Origin of the sequence: Microbulbifer sp. HZ11, assembly GCF_000708675.1 — a bacterium.
In the GTDB taxonomy this organism is placed as follows: Bacteria; Pseudomonadota; Gammaproteobacteria; order Pseudomonadales; family Cellvibrionaceae; genus Microbulbifer.
Genome location: NZ_JELR01000002.1, coordinates 1,798,981 through 1,816,292, shown reverse-complemented (window position 1 = coordinate 1,816,292; position 17,312 = coordinate 1,798,981). Strand labels below are relative to the sequence as shown.

Below are 17,312 nucleotides of genomic sequence, written 5' to 3'. Positions count from 1 at the left end.
AAAAAAGTGATTAGCGGTTCGCGCGGTGATCCACCAGCTCTTCCACCACGGATGGATCGGCCAGGGTAGAGGTATCCCCCAGAGAATCCAGCTCATTACTGGCGATCTTACGCAGGATACGGCGCATGATTTTGCCGGAGCGGGTTTTCGGCAGGCCCGGGGCCCACTGGATAATATCCGGCTTGGCGATGGGGCCGATTTCCTGCACGCAGAGATCGATCAATTCCTTGCGCAGTGCATCCGACGGCTCGCGGCCATTTTTCAGAGTGACATAGCAGTAAATACCCTGCCCCTTGATATCGTGGGGGTAGCCCACTACCGCGGCTTCCGCGGTGTCTTCGTGCAGTACGATCGCACTCTCGATTTCCGCGGTACCCAGGCGGTGGCCGGAGACGTTGAGCACGTCATCGATACGTCCGGTAATCCAGTAGTAGCCATCTGCATCGCGGCGCGCGCCGTCGCCGGTAAAGTAATAGCCGGGGAAGGTGGAGAAGTAGGTGTCGATCATGCGCTGGTGATCGCCGTACACACTGCGGATCATGCTCGGCCAGCTGGCCTTCATGACCAGTGCGCCCTCGCCTTCACCTTCAATCTCCTGGCCTTTCTCATCCAGCAGCGCCGGCTGTACACCGAAGAACGGATGGCTCGCGGAGCCGGGTTTAAGCGGGGTAGCGCCGGGCAGTGGCGTGATCATGTGCGCGCCGGTCTCCGTCTGCCACCAGGTATCCACGATCGGGCAACGCTTTTCACCCACCACATCGTAGTACCACTCCCAGGCCTCCGGGTTGATCGGTTCGCCCACGGTACCCAGCAGCTTCAGGGAACTGCGGTCGCACTTGGTCACGAAATCGTCGCCGGCGCCCATCAAGGCGCGAATGGCGGTGGGAGCGGTGTAGAAGGTGTTTACCTTGTGCTTTTCCACCACCTGCCAGCAGCGGGAGGCGTCCGGATAGGTGGGCACACCTTCAAACATCAGGGAAATGGCACCCGCGCACAGCGGGCCATACACGATATAGCTGTGGCCGGTGATCCAACCCACATCCGCGGTGCACCAGTAGACGTCGCCTTCCTTGTAATCAAAGGCGTACTTGAAGGTCATGGTAGCGGCGAGCAGATAACCGGCGGTGGTGTGCAGCACGCCCTTGGGTTTACCGGTGGAGCCGGAGGTGTAAAGGATAAACAGCGGGTCTTCCGCATTCATCGGCTCCGGTGCGCAGTCCGCGCTCTGCTCGGCAACGGATTCGGCGTACCAGATGTCGCGCTTGCTGTCCCAGTCGATATTGGCACCGGTGCGCTTAACCACGATGGCGGTGTGCACATCCGGGCAACTGGCGAGGGCTTTGTCCACATTGGCTTTCAGCGGTACCTTTCTGCCGCCGCGCACGCCTTCGTCGGCGGTGATCACCAGGCGGCAGTCGGAGTCGAGAATACGGTCTTTCAGGGAGTCCGGGGAGAAGCCACCGAACACCACGGAATGCACGGCGCCGATTCGGGTGCAGGCGAGCATGGCGTAGGCGGCTTCGGGGATCATGGGCATGTAGATACACACGCGATCGCCCTTGCTGACACCGCGGGCCTTGAGCAGGTTTGCGAGACGGCAGACCTGTTCGTGTAATTCCTGGTAGGTGATGTTTTTGCTGTCGGCGGGATCATCGCCTTCCCAGATCAGCGCGGTCTGTTCGGCGCGGGCCGGCAGGTGGCGGTCGATACAATTGGCGGAGACGTTCAGTTCGCCGTCGGCAAACCAGGCGGCGCGGCCTTTTTTCAGATCTTCTTCCACCACTTTGGTGAAAGGTTTGCTCCACTGCAGGAAGTCGTTGGCCTGCTGGGACCAGAATGCTTGCGGGTCTTCCACCGACTGGCGGTACATCCGCTGGTAGTCGTCTTTGGTGACGAGGGTATTGGCGGCAAAGGTTTCGGGCACCGGGTAGGTGTGCACTTCAGACATCGTTTTCTCCCTTATTAGTATTATCGGGCTGCTGTGCCGTCCTTTGAGCGAGCTACTAGTGAGCAGTCGCTTCGGCACGTTCATCGCAGTTGTTTACCCGGGTGCGCCCACGTGGGGGCCCTGGGCATTTATCCCGATAAGTTATACCACTGGCGGCCAAGAAATGACAACGCTGTCACCTCTCCTTTCATTTCATCATAGCGTGCAGGGTTTGCGGTTTCCCAGCTTTACGTTGGATTCTGGTGCCTTTTTGTTGGTTCTGGTTTTGGTTTGGGGTGGCCACTTAGAGGTCTAGTGGCGGTAAAGCGCCGGGTACAGGTTTTCAGGACCGCTGTGAACCCATCCCTGGGCGCTGCGGCGCAAACATCCTGTTTGCGACCTGAAAACCCGTACCCGGCACTCCACCTTCTCATCAGCTTGTGGGTATTTGTTCGGTTAATTACCAATCAGGCCTTTGAGGTGTGCAACCACACTGCGCCCCAGGGCGGACAGGGCATAACCGCCCTCGAGGGCGGAGACGATTCGCCCCTCACAGTACTGGTCCGCATACTGTCGCAGCTGTTCTGTCACCCACAAGTAGTCCTCTTCCTTGAAGCGGAGCTGCGCCATGGCGTCTTCGATATGTCCGTCAAAACCGGCGGATATAAACAGCATCTGTGGATTGAATTTTTTCAGTGCGGGCAGCCATTGCTGTTCGACAACTTCTCGCAGGGCGTCGCCACCGGCGCCGGCCTCCAGAGGAGAGTTGACGATATTGTCCGGTAGCTCGCCGGTGCCGGTAAACGGGTAGTAGGGGGACTGGAAGCTGGAGCAGAAGAGGTAGCCTTCGCGGCCGGCGGTGAAGTCTTCGGTGCCGTTGCCGTGGTGGACGTCGAAGTCGAGGATGGCCACGCGTTCCAGGCCGTGGGCTTTGCGGGCGTGGGCGGCGGCGATGGCGATGTTGTTGAAGAAGCAGAAGCCCATGGCTTTGTTGCGCTCGGCGTGGTGGCCCGGGGGGCGGACGGCGCAAAAAGCGGAGTTGATTTCGCCGGCGATGACGCGGTCTACGGCGTCAACGCCGCTGCCGGCGGCGTGCAGTACTGCGGCGAGGGTGTGGGGATTCATGCGAGTGTCTTCGTCGAGGGCTTCGATACCCTCGCTGGGCGCGCGGTCGAATATGGAGGCAACGTATTCGGGGGTGTGGACCCGTTCGAGTTGTTCACGGGTGGCCTGGGGAGCGTCGAAAAAACGCAGTACGTATTCCATGCCACTGCTCAAGAGCTGGTCCTGGATTGCATCCAGACGCGCAGGGCTCTCGGGGTGTTCTTCGTCCATATCGTGACGATTGCAGGCGGGGTCTGAGAAAAATCCTACGGTGGGCATGGTCAGTCCTTTTTATCCTTGTCGCCGCTGTTTTTCTTATCGCTTTCTGCACTGGTGAGGTCCAGTTCCAGATAAAGTTCATCCATGGAATCACCCGGGCGTGTGACAAAGCCGCTGCTTTCGAACACTTTGAGCATTGGCTTGTTGTCGCGACGCACACAGGCAAACATTTTTTCGATACCGCGCTTGCGGGCGATGCGTTCCATTTCTTCAAGAAGGGTGGAGGCGATACCCTTGCCGCGACGGCTTTCTTTAATTACGAAGGCCACTTCGCAACTGTTGTTGGAGTAAAAGTAGTAGCGACCGACCCCCTGAATTACTTCGCTGCCGCCGTCATAATCGGTAAAGCACAGCGCGAGGTCTTTGCGCTGGTCGACGCTGACCAGGCTGCAGGATTTTTCCCGGGACATCTGTGTTACGTGGTGGTTGTAACGCATCATCAGGGTTTCTTTGTTGTGGGTGTAGAAAAACTCCTGCAACCTGCGCTCATCGGAAGGACGCAGCGGGCGCAGGGTGTAGCGGATACCGTCGAAGGTATAACGCTTCTGATCAACCGGCCCCAGCTCCGGTACCGTGGTGGGCGCCTGTTCCTGATATTCCGGCACCCAGTAAAACTCACGCACTTTCTCCAGCAGCTCCCGGCGGAATTCCGGGTGGGCAATGCGGATCATTTCCAGGGTGCGCTCGCGCACGCTTTTTCCGCGCAGTGAGGCAATGCCGTATTCGGTAACCACGTAATGCACATGCGCCCGCGTGGTTACCACGCCGCCGCCCGGTGTCACGGACGCAACAATACGTGAGATCAATTTTCCGTTCTTGTCCCGCGCGGTAGACGGCAGCGCAATGATCGGCTTACCGCCCTTACTCAGTGCCGCCCCGCGAATAAAATCCACCTGACCACCGATACCGCTGTACAGCAGACTGCCGATGGAGTCAGACACTACCTGCCCGGTGAGATCTACTTCGATGGCACTGTTGATGGCCACCATTTTGTCGTTGCGGGAAATTTTTACCGGTGAGCTGACATGCTCCGCCGGGTACAGTTCCACATGGGGGTTGCCATCGACAAAGTCGTACAGCATTTTTGAACCCATGCAGTAACTGGTGATCGTCTTTCCCCGGTGGTAGGTTTTTTTGCGGTTGTTGATCACACCACTTTTCATCAACTGCGCCACGCCGTCGGAAATCATTTCCGAATGCACACCCAGATCTTTGTGATTACCCAGATACCGCAGCACCGCATCGTGCACCTTGCCCATCCCGATCTGCAGCGTAGAACCATTCTCTACCAGCACCGACACATATTGCCCGATCTGCTCCACCGCCTGATCCATTTCCGGTGGTGGTGATTCGGGGATGGGTGCGTCGGCCGTCATCCAGGCGTGGATCTGATCCCTGTGGATAAAGGTATGGCCGTTGGTACGGGGCATACTGGGATTGATCTGGGCGATGACGGTGGTGGCATTTTTCACCGCGGAAGACACCACATCCACACTCACACCCAGGGAACAGTAGCCCAGCTCATCCGGCGGGCTGACCATGATCAGGGCGGCATCCAGTGGCAGCACATGATCACTGAACAGCTTCGGCACTTCGGAAAGAAACGTCGGCGTATAGTCCGCCCGCCCCTCCGCCACCGCATTGCGCACCGCGGTACCGCCAATATAGAGCGCATTGACGGTAAACAGCTCGGCGTATTTACGCTCGGCCCAGAAGTTATCCGAGAGGGTAAAGACGTGGGTCACCTCAATATCATTGAGGCCACGGCTATTGGCCACCAGGTCGGCCATAAGCTCATTGGGGACAGCGGCGTGAGAGCCGAGAAATATCCGGCAGCCGCTTTTTAACAGCTGGTCCCACGCGAGGGGCTCATTGGTCTTGGGGCTTGTCAGGGACGACATAGAATTTAGCGGGCTCCTAACAATTGGGTGATTCTATGGTAAGTGGTGCAGTGCCCAAAATAATTTCCCAATGGTGATCTCAGGTCGACACGCGGTGATTTTAAATCACTTGACCAAAACCTGTGAATTGACAAGCATCAAATAGCAGCCACAAACACAATGTAACCAGGAATATTTAGAATCGCGGCTGCAACACGCTCGTTAATATAACAATACCTTATAAGCATGGTGAGAATAATGAAACCGAGATCGCTCAAGGGAAGCGGGACATTCTGCCGCGTCCTATTTATATCCATAGTAACCAGCCTGTTTATTTCTACCCAATCCCACGCTGGCAACTGGACCACAGAACATTATCTGGCGGGCATGGACTCGGTGCACATCTATGTGCCGACAACTGCACCTTTGATCAACAATAAACGCGCACTCATGATCAACCTTCACGGTTGTTCAATGAGCAATACGGACATGAAAAACAATGCGGACTGGAAGCCCACCGCCGATCAGTTTGGAATGATTATCGCCCTGCCGGATGTACCCGGACTGGGAGCATCGAACATAAGCTGCTGGGATTACTATGGCGAGAACCACACCCGAAGCAACAAGCACAACAATGAAATTATCAATCTCGCTATTGAGCTGACGAGCCGCACCGCCCTGAACATTGACCCTAACCAGGTTTACATTACCGGTTTCTCTTCTGGCGGAGGCCAAGCCAATGTGATTGCCTGCCTCGCGCCGGACATTTTTGCCGGCGTCGGCAGCTCAGCGGGACCCGGCCTCGGCACCACCACCTACCAGTACGCCAGCGTCCCCTGGAACTATTCCGACGCAAATGCCGCAGCACACTGTGCCGATCTCGCAGGAAGCAACAATTCACATCTGGAGACACAGATTTATTCAACCATTCACGGAAATGCAGATTCGACGGTAGACCCAGGCTTCAATCAGCACGGTGCAAATATCATGAGTCTGGTATACGGTGCTACCTCAGAGGGGCCGGCCACCAGCATTGCAGGCGGCGGAACCAAGGTCATTTTCTCAGACACCACGGGACCTCGTGTATCCAGAATATCCGTGAGTGGTATGGGACACGACTGGTCTACTGGAAATGGCGGAAACTCCGGCTACTTCGTCAACACCAAAGTGGACTACCCCAACTACGTAACCCAATGGTTTTTTGACAACAATCGTCGAATTGGCGGAACCTCGGGTAATGATAGCGATGGGGATGGATTCAGTTCCGGCAGTGACTGCAATGACCAGGATGCCAGCATCAACCCAGCGGCCACGGAAATTTGCGATGATGGGATTGACCAGAATTGCAGCGGCAGTGATTTAGCCTGCAATGCCTGGACCTGCAAAGAATACACAACCGCTAACACATACCACTACAACAGCACCCCGCAACGAGCAACTGTCTGGTACTTCAACTGGGTGTATCACTACTACGCCAAGGGCAGCGGTGAAGAGCTTACGTTCCCCGGACCCTATTCATACAATACCATCTCGGAAACCAGTGAAGGGTACTTTGAAGCGGGTAGCTGCCCGTAACTGAACACGTTAGTCCAGTGGTTACAACTTTAACAAATGCCTCCGGAGCCTACGATTGCGGCTCCGGAGAGCTAGACACCCCGCATACCAATTTTGATCCCCAGCTCGATTCGAGTAAATCCAGACAAAATATTACGGATCATGCACGCAGTGCAATGCCGGCCGTCGACGCATAAATTCTTCCGCTTCAGCAAGAATCCATTTTCGAAACATCACCGTCGGCTTGTGGGTCGCATAACTGGTGGGGCACACGAAATAGTACGCTTTTTCGCATAGCATCGTGAATTCGTGTGCAACGACCAGTTTCCCGGAATCCAGCAAGGGGTCGACTAACGGCCGGTACATGGGAATGATCCCAAGCCCATCCACAGCGGCCTGCACGGCCACCGCAACATTGTCGAACGCCATTACCCGCTTGCGGGCAAATGCCGAAGCGTCGCCACCGGCCTTGGCCAACCAGTTTGGCCACAGTTCGGGAAGGTGCTTGTACCCCAACCATGGGTGCTGCTCTATTTCAGGCAACGACAACCCGGTCCTCGCTGCTGTCAGCAATTCAGGCGCGCAAACCAGTTGAATATGCACATCCAGAAGCTTATCGCTCTGACATCCGGGCCAACTTCCTGTTCCCAATCGCACCGCTGCATCCATTTCCCCGCTGCTGAAATCGACCGATTCTTCCGTGGTATCCAACGCGTTGGTAACAAAGGCGACGGCCAGCTCTGGATGCAGATCGTGAAGCCGATTCAGGCGCCCGATCAACCAGGTGGAATTAAACGTGGCCGAAAGACCCAGCTTGAATTTTCCATCGCCTTCGCACCCCAGGATGGCGTCGGTGGCCAATTTGATATCGGCGAAACAAAGTGATAGCGCGTTAGAATAGCTAACGCCACTCGGGGTCAGTTCCAATCCTGACTTTGCTCGCTTGAACAGGCTTGTACCGAGGAAATCTTCCAACCCTTTGATCTGCCTGCTAACGGCGGATCTGGTCACGAACAACTCCTCGGCCGTTCGGGTAAAGCTCAGAGTGCGCGCGGCAGTAATAAAAAACAACAGCGCGTTCAGCGGTGGGTAATGCCTGGCCACTTCATAGCCTCAAACGGTATATTGGTGAGTTTGTAGATGTCAGGAAAACTCCGTAAATAGCAAATTCGGCAACAACTAGATACCTCGAATGCACACATATTTGATCTCGAGATAGTCGTCGATGCCATACCTGGATCCCTCCCGACCGACACCAGACTCTTTCACACCGCCAAAGGGCGCCACTTCTGTTGAAATCATACTTTCGTTCACACCGACCATGCCGAAATCCAGTGCTTCGGTCGTACGTAGAATCCTGGAAATATTTTGCGTATAGATATAGCTGGCCAACCCGGCGCTGGTATCGTTGGCCAGTGCAATGGCTTCGGCTTCCGAAGAAAACTGGACAACAGGCGCTACCGGACCAAATATCTCCTCCCGAAACACCTTCATGTCTGGGGTAACATCGGCAAGCACCGTGGGCTCATAAAACCCACCACCAAGAATGGATACCTGACCTCCAGCCATCGCCCTGGCGCCACAATCCAATGCATTCCGAACCAGGGAATCAACATTGTCCAGAGCCGCTCCGGTAATCAAGGGGCCGATATCGGTTTCGGGATCGCGGCCATCGCCCAGCTTGAGTTTTTTTACCACGCGGGTCAGCTCCTGAAGGAAGTCCGAATAAATTCCCTCCTGCACCAAAATGCGGTTGGCACTGATACAGGTCTGCCCGGCGTTGCGAAATTTTGATGCCATCACACCGGCAACCGCCGTCGGCAGATCCGCGTCATCAAATACGATAAACGGGGCATTGCCCCCAAGCTCCATCGACGTTTTCTTGACGGTTCCTGCGCACTGGGCCATGAGCAGTTTCCCCACGCGAGTGGATCCGGTAAAGGTCAACTTTCGCACTTGTGGATGACTACTGAGCTCTTCGCCCATGCCGATGGCATCGGTGCCGACAACAATATTCAAAATACCGTCTGGCAATCCCGCCCGGTGCGCCAGCTCCGCCAGAGCCAGTGCCGAAAGCGGCGTCTCAGCGGCAGGCTTGATGACCAGCGCGCATCCCGCAGCCAGCGCAGGCGCTGCCTTGCGGGTAATCATCGCGCTTGGGAAATTCCATGGCGTTATTGCGGCGACCACGCCCACTGGCTGCTTCACCGTCAGCAGGCGCAAATCGGTAGCGTGCGCCGGTATGACATCGCCGTAGGCACGCTTGCCCTCTTCCGCAAACCACTCAACAAAGGACGCCGCGTAGCGAATCTCGGCGCGAGATTCCGCCAGCGGCTTACCCTGCTCCCAAGTCATAAGAAGCGCTAAATCTTCTGTATTCGTGAGAATCAAATCAAACCAATTGCGCAGGATATTTGCTCTGTCTTTCGCTGTGCGTAGCTTCCACTCTGCCATCGCCACTGTGGCCGCCTCGATCGCGACTCGCACGGTTTGTCGCCCGGTATCTGATACGGATGCGATTACCGTCTCGTCGGCTGGATTGAATACGGGAAACTCGCCCCGACCGGGCTCATCCACCCAGCGTCCCGCAACAAATGCTTTGGTGCGCAGTAGCGAAGGGTCATTAAGTTGAAGCATGTTTTATCCAGTCAATGTACTTGTCACGGCCGCGATCACCGTGACCTGTTTGGCTGGATCAATAGTGTTAATTGACCGCCCAGGGGTCAAGCAACCAAATTTCAACAGCTGTTGCCGTAAATGCACCAGGGACCATCAAGTCACTCAATCCTCGGGCTTGCGGTATTGCCAGCAACGACGGACTGGCGCCCCACGGGACACTGTCGCGCTCTGCGCAACAAGCTGTCCAGTTTTAATCGCTTGTACCCTTCGCTTGCTCGGCACCATCATGGGTATACACGGCTGAGCCTAGATACCTTTGCATAGGCGCCTGGGCATAAACGCCAACGTCGGTTCATAGAACAAGTCTTATATCAGTCTTATAACAACGTATATAACAAAAACGGTTTTCGGAGCAGTGTCCCGCATGTTCGATTTGGAAGTTGCCCAAGATAGAGATCTTCACTGGCTACTGAGCCCAGGCGTCAAGCCCATGAAGGAAGGTACAGCTGGTTCGGCCGGTATATCTGGCGCGCCGCTAGCGGCGATCGAAGTTGCCCCTGAGGGACGTGAAATCCTGCAAGTCATCAATAGCCTGCCGGCAATGCCGGAATACAGTCCAGATCAGGTTCGCGCACAACGCGTGGTCCGCGGTAACCCCTGGGATCACGGCAACCCAAGCGGCATCCTTCGGCGGGATATTCGGATCGAGCTTGATGACTGCACATTGCCCACTCGAATTTATCTGCCGGAGGTCAACGACGAGTATCCGCTTGCAGGGCTGGTGTACTTTCACGGGGGCGGCTTCGTTCTGGGCAGTATCGAGAGCTACGACAACTGCCTCGCTCAGCTCGCGGCACTTTCGGGGTGCGCGGTAATATCAGTGGAGTACCGGCTGGCTCCCGAGCATCGCTTCCCGAGTGCGGTTTACGACACCCAAAACGCCTTTAATTGGATTTACGAGCGCGCCGGCACACTGGGCCTGGATGCGAGCCGGCTTGCCATTGGCGGCGACAGTTCCGGGGCAAATCTGGCTGCAGTGGCCTGCCTGTTAAATCGCGACCAAAAGCGCCCGCGCCCCAGCCTTCAACTACTTATTTATCCTTGTACCGAAGGCAATACACCAACACCCAGCAGACAAGAATTCGCCAACGGCCTTCTGCTGACCCAGGCAGGCCTGGAGTGGTTCCACAACCATTACATTTCGAAGGACCACGACAGCGACTGGAGATTTCGCGTATTGCACGCAGAAAATCACAGTGATTTGCCCCCGGCGTTTGTGCTGACCGCAGGGTTTGATCCACTGCGCGACGAGGGTGCCGCCTATGCGGAAAAGCTGCGACGCGCTGGCAACCCGGTGCGCCACTCATGCTACACGGATATGTTTCACGGCTTTATCAACTTTGGCACTTTGCCCCAGTGTCAGGTCGCCCTTTCCGAGTGCGCATCCGTACTGCGCGCTATGCGCATCTCCGCCGGAAGTAGCGAATCAACATATGACCCAGGATAAATCATGGGTCAGTTTGAGAGGTAACGCTTGAGGTCACAATAACGACAACCGTTTTAATAAAAAGAGAGATAGCGATGAACACAAAATTTTCCAGCCGAAAAACACTGAGTGCGGCCATTTCTCTGGCCATAGTCAGCGGATCCTGTGCGGTCGCCGCACAAGAGGATGGTACTTTAGAAGAAGTCATGGTGACCGGTTCCTATATCAAGTCATCACCCGACGATGCGGCCGTTCCGGTTCAGGTGGTGGGTCGCGAATATATTGATTCTATCGGCGCAACGACGGTGGCCGATGTCATGGCCAGGCTACCGCTCATCTCAGGCTCGGAAAATCAGGCCGACTCCTTTACTCAGGGTTCAACCCAGGGAACATCGAACGTCAATCTTCGCGGTTTGGGTCTGAGTTCTACCCTCGTGCTGATCAATGGCCGAAGACAAACAATATCCGGGGCTCTCAGCAATGACGGGAGCGTATTTGTCGATACCAGCACAATTCCTGTGGATGCCATCGAGCGCGTTGAGGTACTGAAAGAGGGCGCCGCGTCCGCGTACGGATCCGATGCCGTTGCCGGTGTGGTCAACTTTATTTTGCGCAGCGATTTTGAAGGTGTTGAGATCAACGGCGGCGTGCGCAGGACCGGTGACGGAGGCCAGCAGGATACGAATTTTGGCATGGTCTGGGGCGGAGGAGATGAAGACACACGTTTCACTCTCTCAGCACACTACCTCGACCGCACTCCTCTTAGCGGCGCTGATCGCCCGGAGCTTGTCGACAACGCGATTAGCTCACTTGGAAACTCGTTTCTCCCCTATGCCGCGGCACCGGTCAATGTCGCCAGCGGTGCATACGCCGGCACATATATGCCCTTCGAATCGGTTCCGGATGCCGGGTGTACCGACAATAAAGAAGGAGTGCTGATTCCGCAGCCCAGCGGTGTACGCTGTGGCTTTCACTACGGTGAATACTACAACCTGGTCAACACAGAAAATCGTGCCCAGGTATACGGCAATCTGACCCAGGAGTTTTCTGGCGGAATCGAACTGTTTGCGGAGATCGGCTATTCGAGCAGCGAAGTTACCGACAATCCACAGTCTCCCAGCTATCCGGATTTGACCTTCCCGGTTATTGATGCAAGTCACCCCGGCAACCCATTTGGCGTACCGGTCATTTGGTTGGGGCGCCCACTAGGTGCGGGTTTCGAACCCCCGACCGCGGCGCGTGAGAATGACACACTGCGCACGTCACTGCAGTTGACCGGCGAAACCGCCGGTGGCCTATCGTGGGATAGCGCATTGACTTACAGCGCCAACCAGTACACACAGTTTCAGCAAGACACACTCAAATCCCGATTACTCGCCGGCCTGGCAGGAATGGGCGGACCAAATAACGATGAATGGTTTAATCCGTTCACCCCGACAAGCAATAGCCAGGGCCTGATCGATGATTTCTCCTATGTGACCGAGGCAACCCGCGAAACGGATTTGCTGATATGGGATGCGGTAATCAGCGGAGACCTTATGGAATTGCCCGCAGGAACCCTGAGCTTTGCCGCAGGTGTACAAGCGCGCAGCGAAGGCTTCTCTGTGGATACCGATGACGTATACGAGCTGAAAAAGGATGCCAATGGCAATCCCATTCCTGTCGACCTGATTTTCCTGGGTGGCTTATCGCATGTGGATGAATCCCGTAATGGCACGGCCGTATTTACCGAGGTTAAAGCACCGCTGACGGACACACTTGAGCTCACCGGCGCATTGCGCTATGAAAACCTGGATACCGATAGCAGCTTTGATCCAAAACTCGCCGCGCGCTGGCAAATTTCAGATCAATGGATACTGCGCGCATCGGCCAGTACCGCATTCCGCCAGCCTTCGCTGTCACAGCAATATGCCACGGCAGTCACCCTCAACGGCATTCAGGATTTCAACGCCGATGGTACAACCAAGGGTGGGGTCGCTTTTATTCGTGTAGCCGCGTCGGGTTCCGATGAGCTGAAGCCCGAAGAGTCTGAAAACTACAACATTGGTGTGATATTCCAACCCACCGATGATCTGGATTTCAAACTCGACTATTGGCGCGTTGACTACACCAACCTGATCACCGTAGAAAATGCCCAGGGTAAACTGCTGGCCAATCTGGACGGACCCGATATTCAGCGCGACCAGTTTGGCAACCTTTCCGGCATCAATGTCGAGTACTTCAATTCCTCCAGTGTTGATGTAGCCGGCCTGGATTTTGAATCTATCTGGCAAGTCAATGACCAGTGGTCTACGGCACTGAATATCGCGCACTTCCTGAGTTATGAAATCACCAATGAAGCGGGAAATACCGTGGAAGCGGCGGGCTATTTCAACTATGACAACTTCGCGCGGTCAATGCCGAAAACCAAGGCCAATCTCGCGATCAACTGGATGTCTGACAGACAAACCGCGGGCCTGAACATCAACTACATCTCCAGCTACGATATGCGCCAGGCGGTTCCAGACACCGAGCAGGCGGGCGTGGATTCCGTTGTAACCCTGGATACCCAATATAGCCGCAGTTTCGCGTTCGGAATGACGGAGGATGCGGAAACCACGCTCAGCATTGGCATCCAGAATCTTCTGGATGAGGCACCGCCGCGCGCGTATAACGGCGCGAACTTGAGCTACGACCCGAAGCAGCACAATCCACTCGGACGTGTATTCTACGCCCGCGCTAAATACAGCTTCTGATCACCGACGCGTTTCCGGGAAGCACAAGCTTCCCGGAAACGGGCAAACCCAAATGACTCCCTTTCGCAAGTGACATTCTTGTTGTTAAAGATTGATCGCTTGCTTTTTTAATTCGGTAATTTCGCATGTCGCACTTTAACTTTGACTCGTGCAACTCTATCGTCTGCCAGCCCGGCGCCGTTTCAAGGCTTGGCGAGCTTTGCGTGAACCTGGGAATTGAGCGGGCTTTAATGGTAACGGATCAGGGTCTTGTGGATGCAGGGCTGCACCAGTCAGCGATGACCATTTTGACCGAGGCCGATATCGAATGCCGGCTATTTACCGAGGTGGTTGCGGACCCGCCAGAGTCTGTGGTGGAGAATGCCATTGAATTTGCTCGGGACAATAAAGTCGACGGTGTCATCGGGTTCGGTGGCGGCAGCTCGATGGATGTCGCCAAACTCGTAGCAGCGCTATGCCGGTTACCGATTCAGTTAAAAGAAGCCTACGGTGTAGGCAATATTCGCGGCAACCGCTTGCCGCTCATTCAGATTCCAACTACCGCGGGAACCGGCTCGGAAGTTACCCCCATTGCCATCATCACCACCGGGGAAACCACAAAATCCGGCGTGGTCTCGCCAAAACTGTTGCCCGATATTGCGCTGCTAGATGCGGATCTGACTCTCGGCCTGCCGCCGCACGTAACGGCGGCCACCGGTATTGATGCCATGGTCCACGCCATTGAAGCCTACACCAGTGCAATCAAAAAAAACCCTTACTCAGACATGCTCGCCAGAGAAGCTCTGAGATTACTCAGCAGAAATATTGAAACTGCGGTTTACGATGGGCAAAACCGGGAAGCGCGCAGCGCTATGCTGCTGGGATCGCTGCTGGCCGGGCAGGCATTCGCGAATGCGCCGGTTGCCGCGGTACACGCGCTCGCCTATCCACTCGGCGGTCATTTTCATATTCCCCATGGGCTCAGTAATTCGCTGGTATTGCCCCATGTAATGCGCTTTAACCTGCCGGTGGCTGCGCCACTGTATTCAGAGCTCACCCCTATCCTGATCGAAGATTACGACAACCCGGGAGCCGATTCCCTCGAGAGAAGTCACGATCTGATCGATTATCTAGAGCAGCTGATTGCCAAGCTAGAACTCCCAAACCAGCTGCGTGCGGTCAATGTTCCGGAACACAGCCTCAGCGGGCTGGCACACGATGCCATGCTGCAGGAGAGACTACTGGTCAACAATCCGCGGGCACTTACAGAACACGATGCGCTGATGATTTACCGCGCCGCCTACTAATTCGGAGACCGAAAAATGCAGACTGAGAGTTTAAATTCAATTGCGCCCAGCTCTGACTCTGGCGGTGCCGCGGCTGCAAAATCCGGTCGCTATGCCTGGTACGTCATCGGCGTACTGTTGGTTGCCTACACCTTCTCATTTATTGACCGCCAGATTCTCAGCCTGTTGGTGGAACCAATGAAACGCGACCTGGGAATATCCGACACCCAGGTGAGCTTGCTGCAGGGCCTGTCATTCGCGTTGTTCTACACCATCCTGGGCCTGCCGATGGGGCGCCTTGCCGATACCGTAAGCCGGCGCGGGCTTATTGCGACTGGCTTGACCCTGTGGAGCCTCGCCACCGCTGCCTGCGGCCTGGCGGGCCAATACTGGCAATTGTTCGTCGCGCGCATGGGTGTTGGCGTTGGCGAAGCCTCCCTGTCTCCCGCCGCATACTCCCTGATCGCCGACAGCGTGGATCGCAAGAATCTGGCTGCGGCGATTGGGGTTTATTCAATGGGAATTTATATCGGCGGCGGGCTGGCGTTGATTGTCGGTGGCGGCGTCGTGGCCTGGGCCGTGAACATTGATAGTGTTGTGGTTCCGCTCATCGGGGAAGTCCGCTCCTGGCAGCTGGTGTTTCTCGCGGTCGGCCTGCCTGGCCTGCTGCTGGTCCCGTTTGTTCTCGCACTGCGCGAGCCACGCCGTACCGGTGGGACGGGTACCGCGATACCTCTGACAGAAGTCTGGCAGTTTCTAAGACAGAACCGCCGCACCCTGACGCTGCTGATTCTCGCCGCTGCGCTGGCATCGCTGGCGGGCTACGGTTCTGTGGCGTGGGTACCCAGCTTTCTCATTCGCAGCCATCAATTGGGCTTTGCCGAGGCTGGCCTTGCCTTTGGCCTGATCGTTTTATTCTTTGGCTCGGCGGGTGTTGTCTGCGGTGGGCGCATTGCAGATTGGATGGGGCAACGGGGGTGGCGAGACGGGAAGCCGCGCACAGCGCTATTCGCAGCACTGCTGGGGCTGGCACCAACGCTTCTCTATCCGCTGATGCCGACACTTACGGGCGTATTGATACTGCTCTCGGTATCCACATTCTTCACCAATTTCATGATGGGACTGGGGCCCGCGGCCATTCAGGAAGTGGTGCCCGCCAGAATGCGCGGACAGATATCTGCGCTGTACCTGTTTGTGGTAAACATTATTGGGCTGGGACTGGGGCCACTGAGCATTGCGTTGGCGACGGATTTCCTGTTTCAAGACCCGAGCTTGCTGCGCTATTCATTGGTGCTCGCACCGGGGTGCGCACTCACCATTTCCGCGTTACTGCTATGGCGAGCGCTGCCACACTACCGTGCGAGTCTCACAAAAAGTGAGACAGTATAAACGCACCGATTATTTATTTTTCACGCAATTGAGAAAGAGAATTTGCAAAGACAGCCGTAAAAAATCAGAAGACACTACAGAAGAGTGTCTTCTGACTTTTTCACTTCGTTAAGCAACCAATTCCGGAAAAATTCGATCGCCGGGTTTTTGGCAGAGTTCTTTGAATACAGCAGGTAATAAGACTCCTCTTTCAGCATGGCAAAATTGTGCGCGCACGCCACTCTTCCATCCGCAATCAATGGCGCCGTCAGAGGCATATACATGGGAATCAGCCCCAAGCCATCGGCGGCGGCCTGCGAGGCAACGGCGACATTATCCAGGATGATATTGCGCTTTTTGGACTTCAATTGCGGCACGCCTGCTGCGGTGAGCCACTGCGACCACAGATCCGGGAGATGCTTGTAATGGAGCCAGTCGAATTCAGCCAGCGATTCCAAATCTTCAAAGGGCGCCGTGCCACCAAGTAACTTCGGCGCGCCCATAATCTGAATGGGAATATCAAATAATTTGTCGAACTGGCAATCCTGCCATTCGCCTTTGCCCAGGCGGATGGCAGCGTCCATAGATCCATCAAGATCCAGTGCCGGGTAGCTGGCATCGACATTGTTTGTAATAAAGGAAATTGAAAAGCCGGGAGATAGTGCTTCGAGGCTGGATAAGCGGCTCATCAGCCACATGGCGTTAAAGGTGGCCGACACATTCAGGCGAAAACTTTGCTCGGCGCGCCCGGTGACCAATCGGTCGGTTGCAGCTTTCAGCTCTGCAAACAGGGGGGCTACTGCTTCGAAGTATTCGGCACCGGCCGCCGTCAGCGCCAGGTTCTTGTTGCTGCGTTCGAATAATCGAAGCCCGAGGAACTCTTCCAGACAGCGGATTTGCCGGCTAATCGCCGATCGGGTAACACACAAATTCTCTGCCGAGCGGCTGAAGTTGAGCGTGCGCGCTGCGCTGACAAAGCACAACATGGCATTGAGCGGGGGGTGTCTATCGAGCATTTCATCGCTTCTTTTTTCGATGATACTACTGACAAACTTTCGACCTGGCAATCCGGAGCCAGAGGTTCAGCTCCGGTAA

At 55.7% G+C, this 17,312-nt stretch carries 11 protein-coding genes; 5 read left to right on the top strand and 6 right to left on the bottom strand.

Going from position 1 to position 17,312, the window contains the following annotated elements; genetic code table 11:
- Positions 1–10: 10 nt before the first annotated feature.
- The 3 genes from acs to AU11_RS15290 form a co-directional block, all read right to left on the bottom strand.
- The gene (acs, locus tag AU11_RS15300; protein WP_043320125.1) at positions 11–1,948 is read right to left on the bottom strand and encodes an acetate--CoA ligase; all 1,938 of its coding nucleotides are present in this window, start codon (positions 1,946–1,948) and stop codon (positions 11–13) included.
- Between the two features lie 435 nt (positions 1,949–2,383).
- On the bottom strand, positions 2,384–3,310 hold the full coding sequence (locus AU11_RS15295; RefSeq protein WP_043320123.1) for a histone deacetylase family protein: 927 nt from the start codon (positions 3,308–3,310) through the stop codon (positions 2,384–2,386).
- 2 nt (positions 3,311–3,312) lie between these two features.
- A complete protein-coding gene (locus tag AU11_RS15290) occupies positions 3,313–5,211 on the bottom strand; it encodes a bifunctional acetyl-CoA hydrolase/transferase family protein/GNAT family N-acetyltransferase (protein ID WP_051687302.1) in 1,899 nt (632 codons plus the stop codon).
- Between the two features lie 237 nt (positions 5,212–5,448).
- Between AU11_RS15290 and AU11_RS15280 the strand changes: the two genes are divergently transcribed.
- Positions 5,449–6,765 (top strand): PHB depolymerase family esterase, encoded by a 1,317-nt coding sequence (locus tag AU11_RS15280; RefSeq protein WP_197023848.1) that lies wholly within the window; start codon positions 5,449–5,451, stop codon positions 6,763–6,765.
- Positions 6,766–6,897: 132 nt separating this feature from the next.
- Here the strand turns inward: AU11_RS15280 and AU11_RS15275 are convergent, their stop codons facing one another.
- Together AU11_RS15275 and AU11_RS15270 are read right to left on the bottom strand one after the other, a co-directional pair.
- The gene (locus AU11_RS15275) at positions 6,898–7,848 is read right to left on the bottom strand and encodes a LysR substrate-binding domain-containing protein (protein WP_081848152.1); all 951 of its coding nucleotides are present in this window, start codon (positions 7,846–7,848) and stop codon (positions 6,898–6,900) included.
- Positions 7,849–7,923: 75 nt separating this feature from the next.
- On the bottom strand, positions 7,924–9,381 hold the full coding sequence (locus AU11_RS15270; protein ID WP_043320119.1) for an NAD-dependent succinate-semialdehyde dehydrogenase: 1,458 nt from the start codon (positions 9,379–9,381) through the stop codon (positions 7,924–7,926).
- Positions 9,382–9,853: 472 nt separating this feature from the next.
- Between AU11_RS15270 and AU11_RS15265 the strand changes: the two genes are divergently transcribed.
- The 4 genes from AU11_RS15265 (at position 9,854) to AU11_RS15250 (ending at position 16,238) form a co-directional block, all read left to right on the top strand.
- The gene (locus AU11_RS15265) at positions 9,854–10,870 is read left to right on the top strand and encodes an alpha/beta hydrolase (protein ID WP_051687300.1); all 1,017 of its coding nucleotides are present in this window, start codon (positions 9,854–9,856) and stop codon (positions 10,868–10,870) included.
- Between the two features lie 74 nt (positions 10,871–10,944).
- Entirely contained in the window at positions 10,945–13,584 is a 2,640-nt protein-coding gene (locus AU11_RS15260) for a TonB-dependent siderophore receptor (protein WP_043320118.1), read from the top strand.
- Between the two features lie 125 nt (positions 13,585–13,709).
- Entirely contained in the window at positions 13,710–14,870 is a 1,161-nt protein-coding gene (locus AU11_RS15255; protein ID WP_043320117.1) for an iron-containing alcohol dehydrogenase, read from the top strand.
- A gap of 15 nt (positions 14,871–14,885) precedes the next feature.
- A complete protein-coding gene (locus AU11_RS15250) occupies positions 14,886–16,238 on the top strand; it encodes an MFS transporter (RefSeq protein ID WP_043320116.1) in 1,353 nt (450 codons plus the stop codon).
- A 74-nt stretch (positions 16,239–16,312) separates the two neighbouring features.
- Here AU11_RS15250 and AU11_RS15245 read toward each other — a convergent pair whose 3' ends face one another.
- Positions 16,313–17,203 carry a LysR substrate-binding domain-containing protein gene (locus AU11_RS15245; protein WP_197023847.1) on the bottom strand — a complete coding sequence of 297 codons (891 nt, stop codon included), beginning with the start codon at positions 17,201–17,203 and terminating at the stop codon, positions 16,313–16,315.
- Positions 17,204–17,312: the final 109 nt, after the last annotated feature.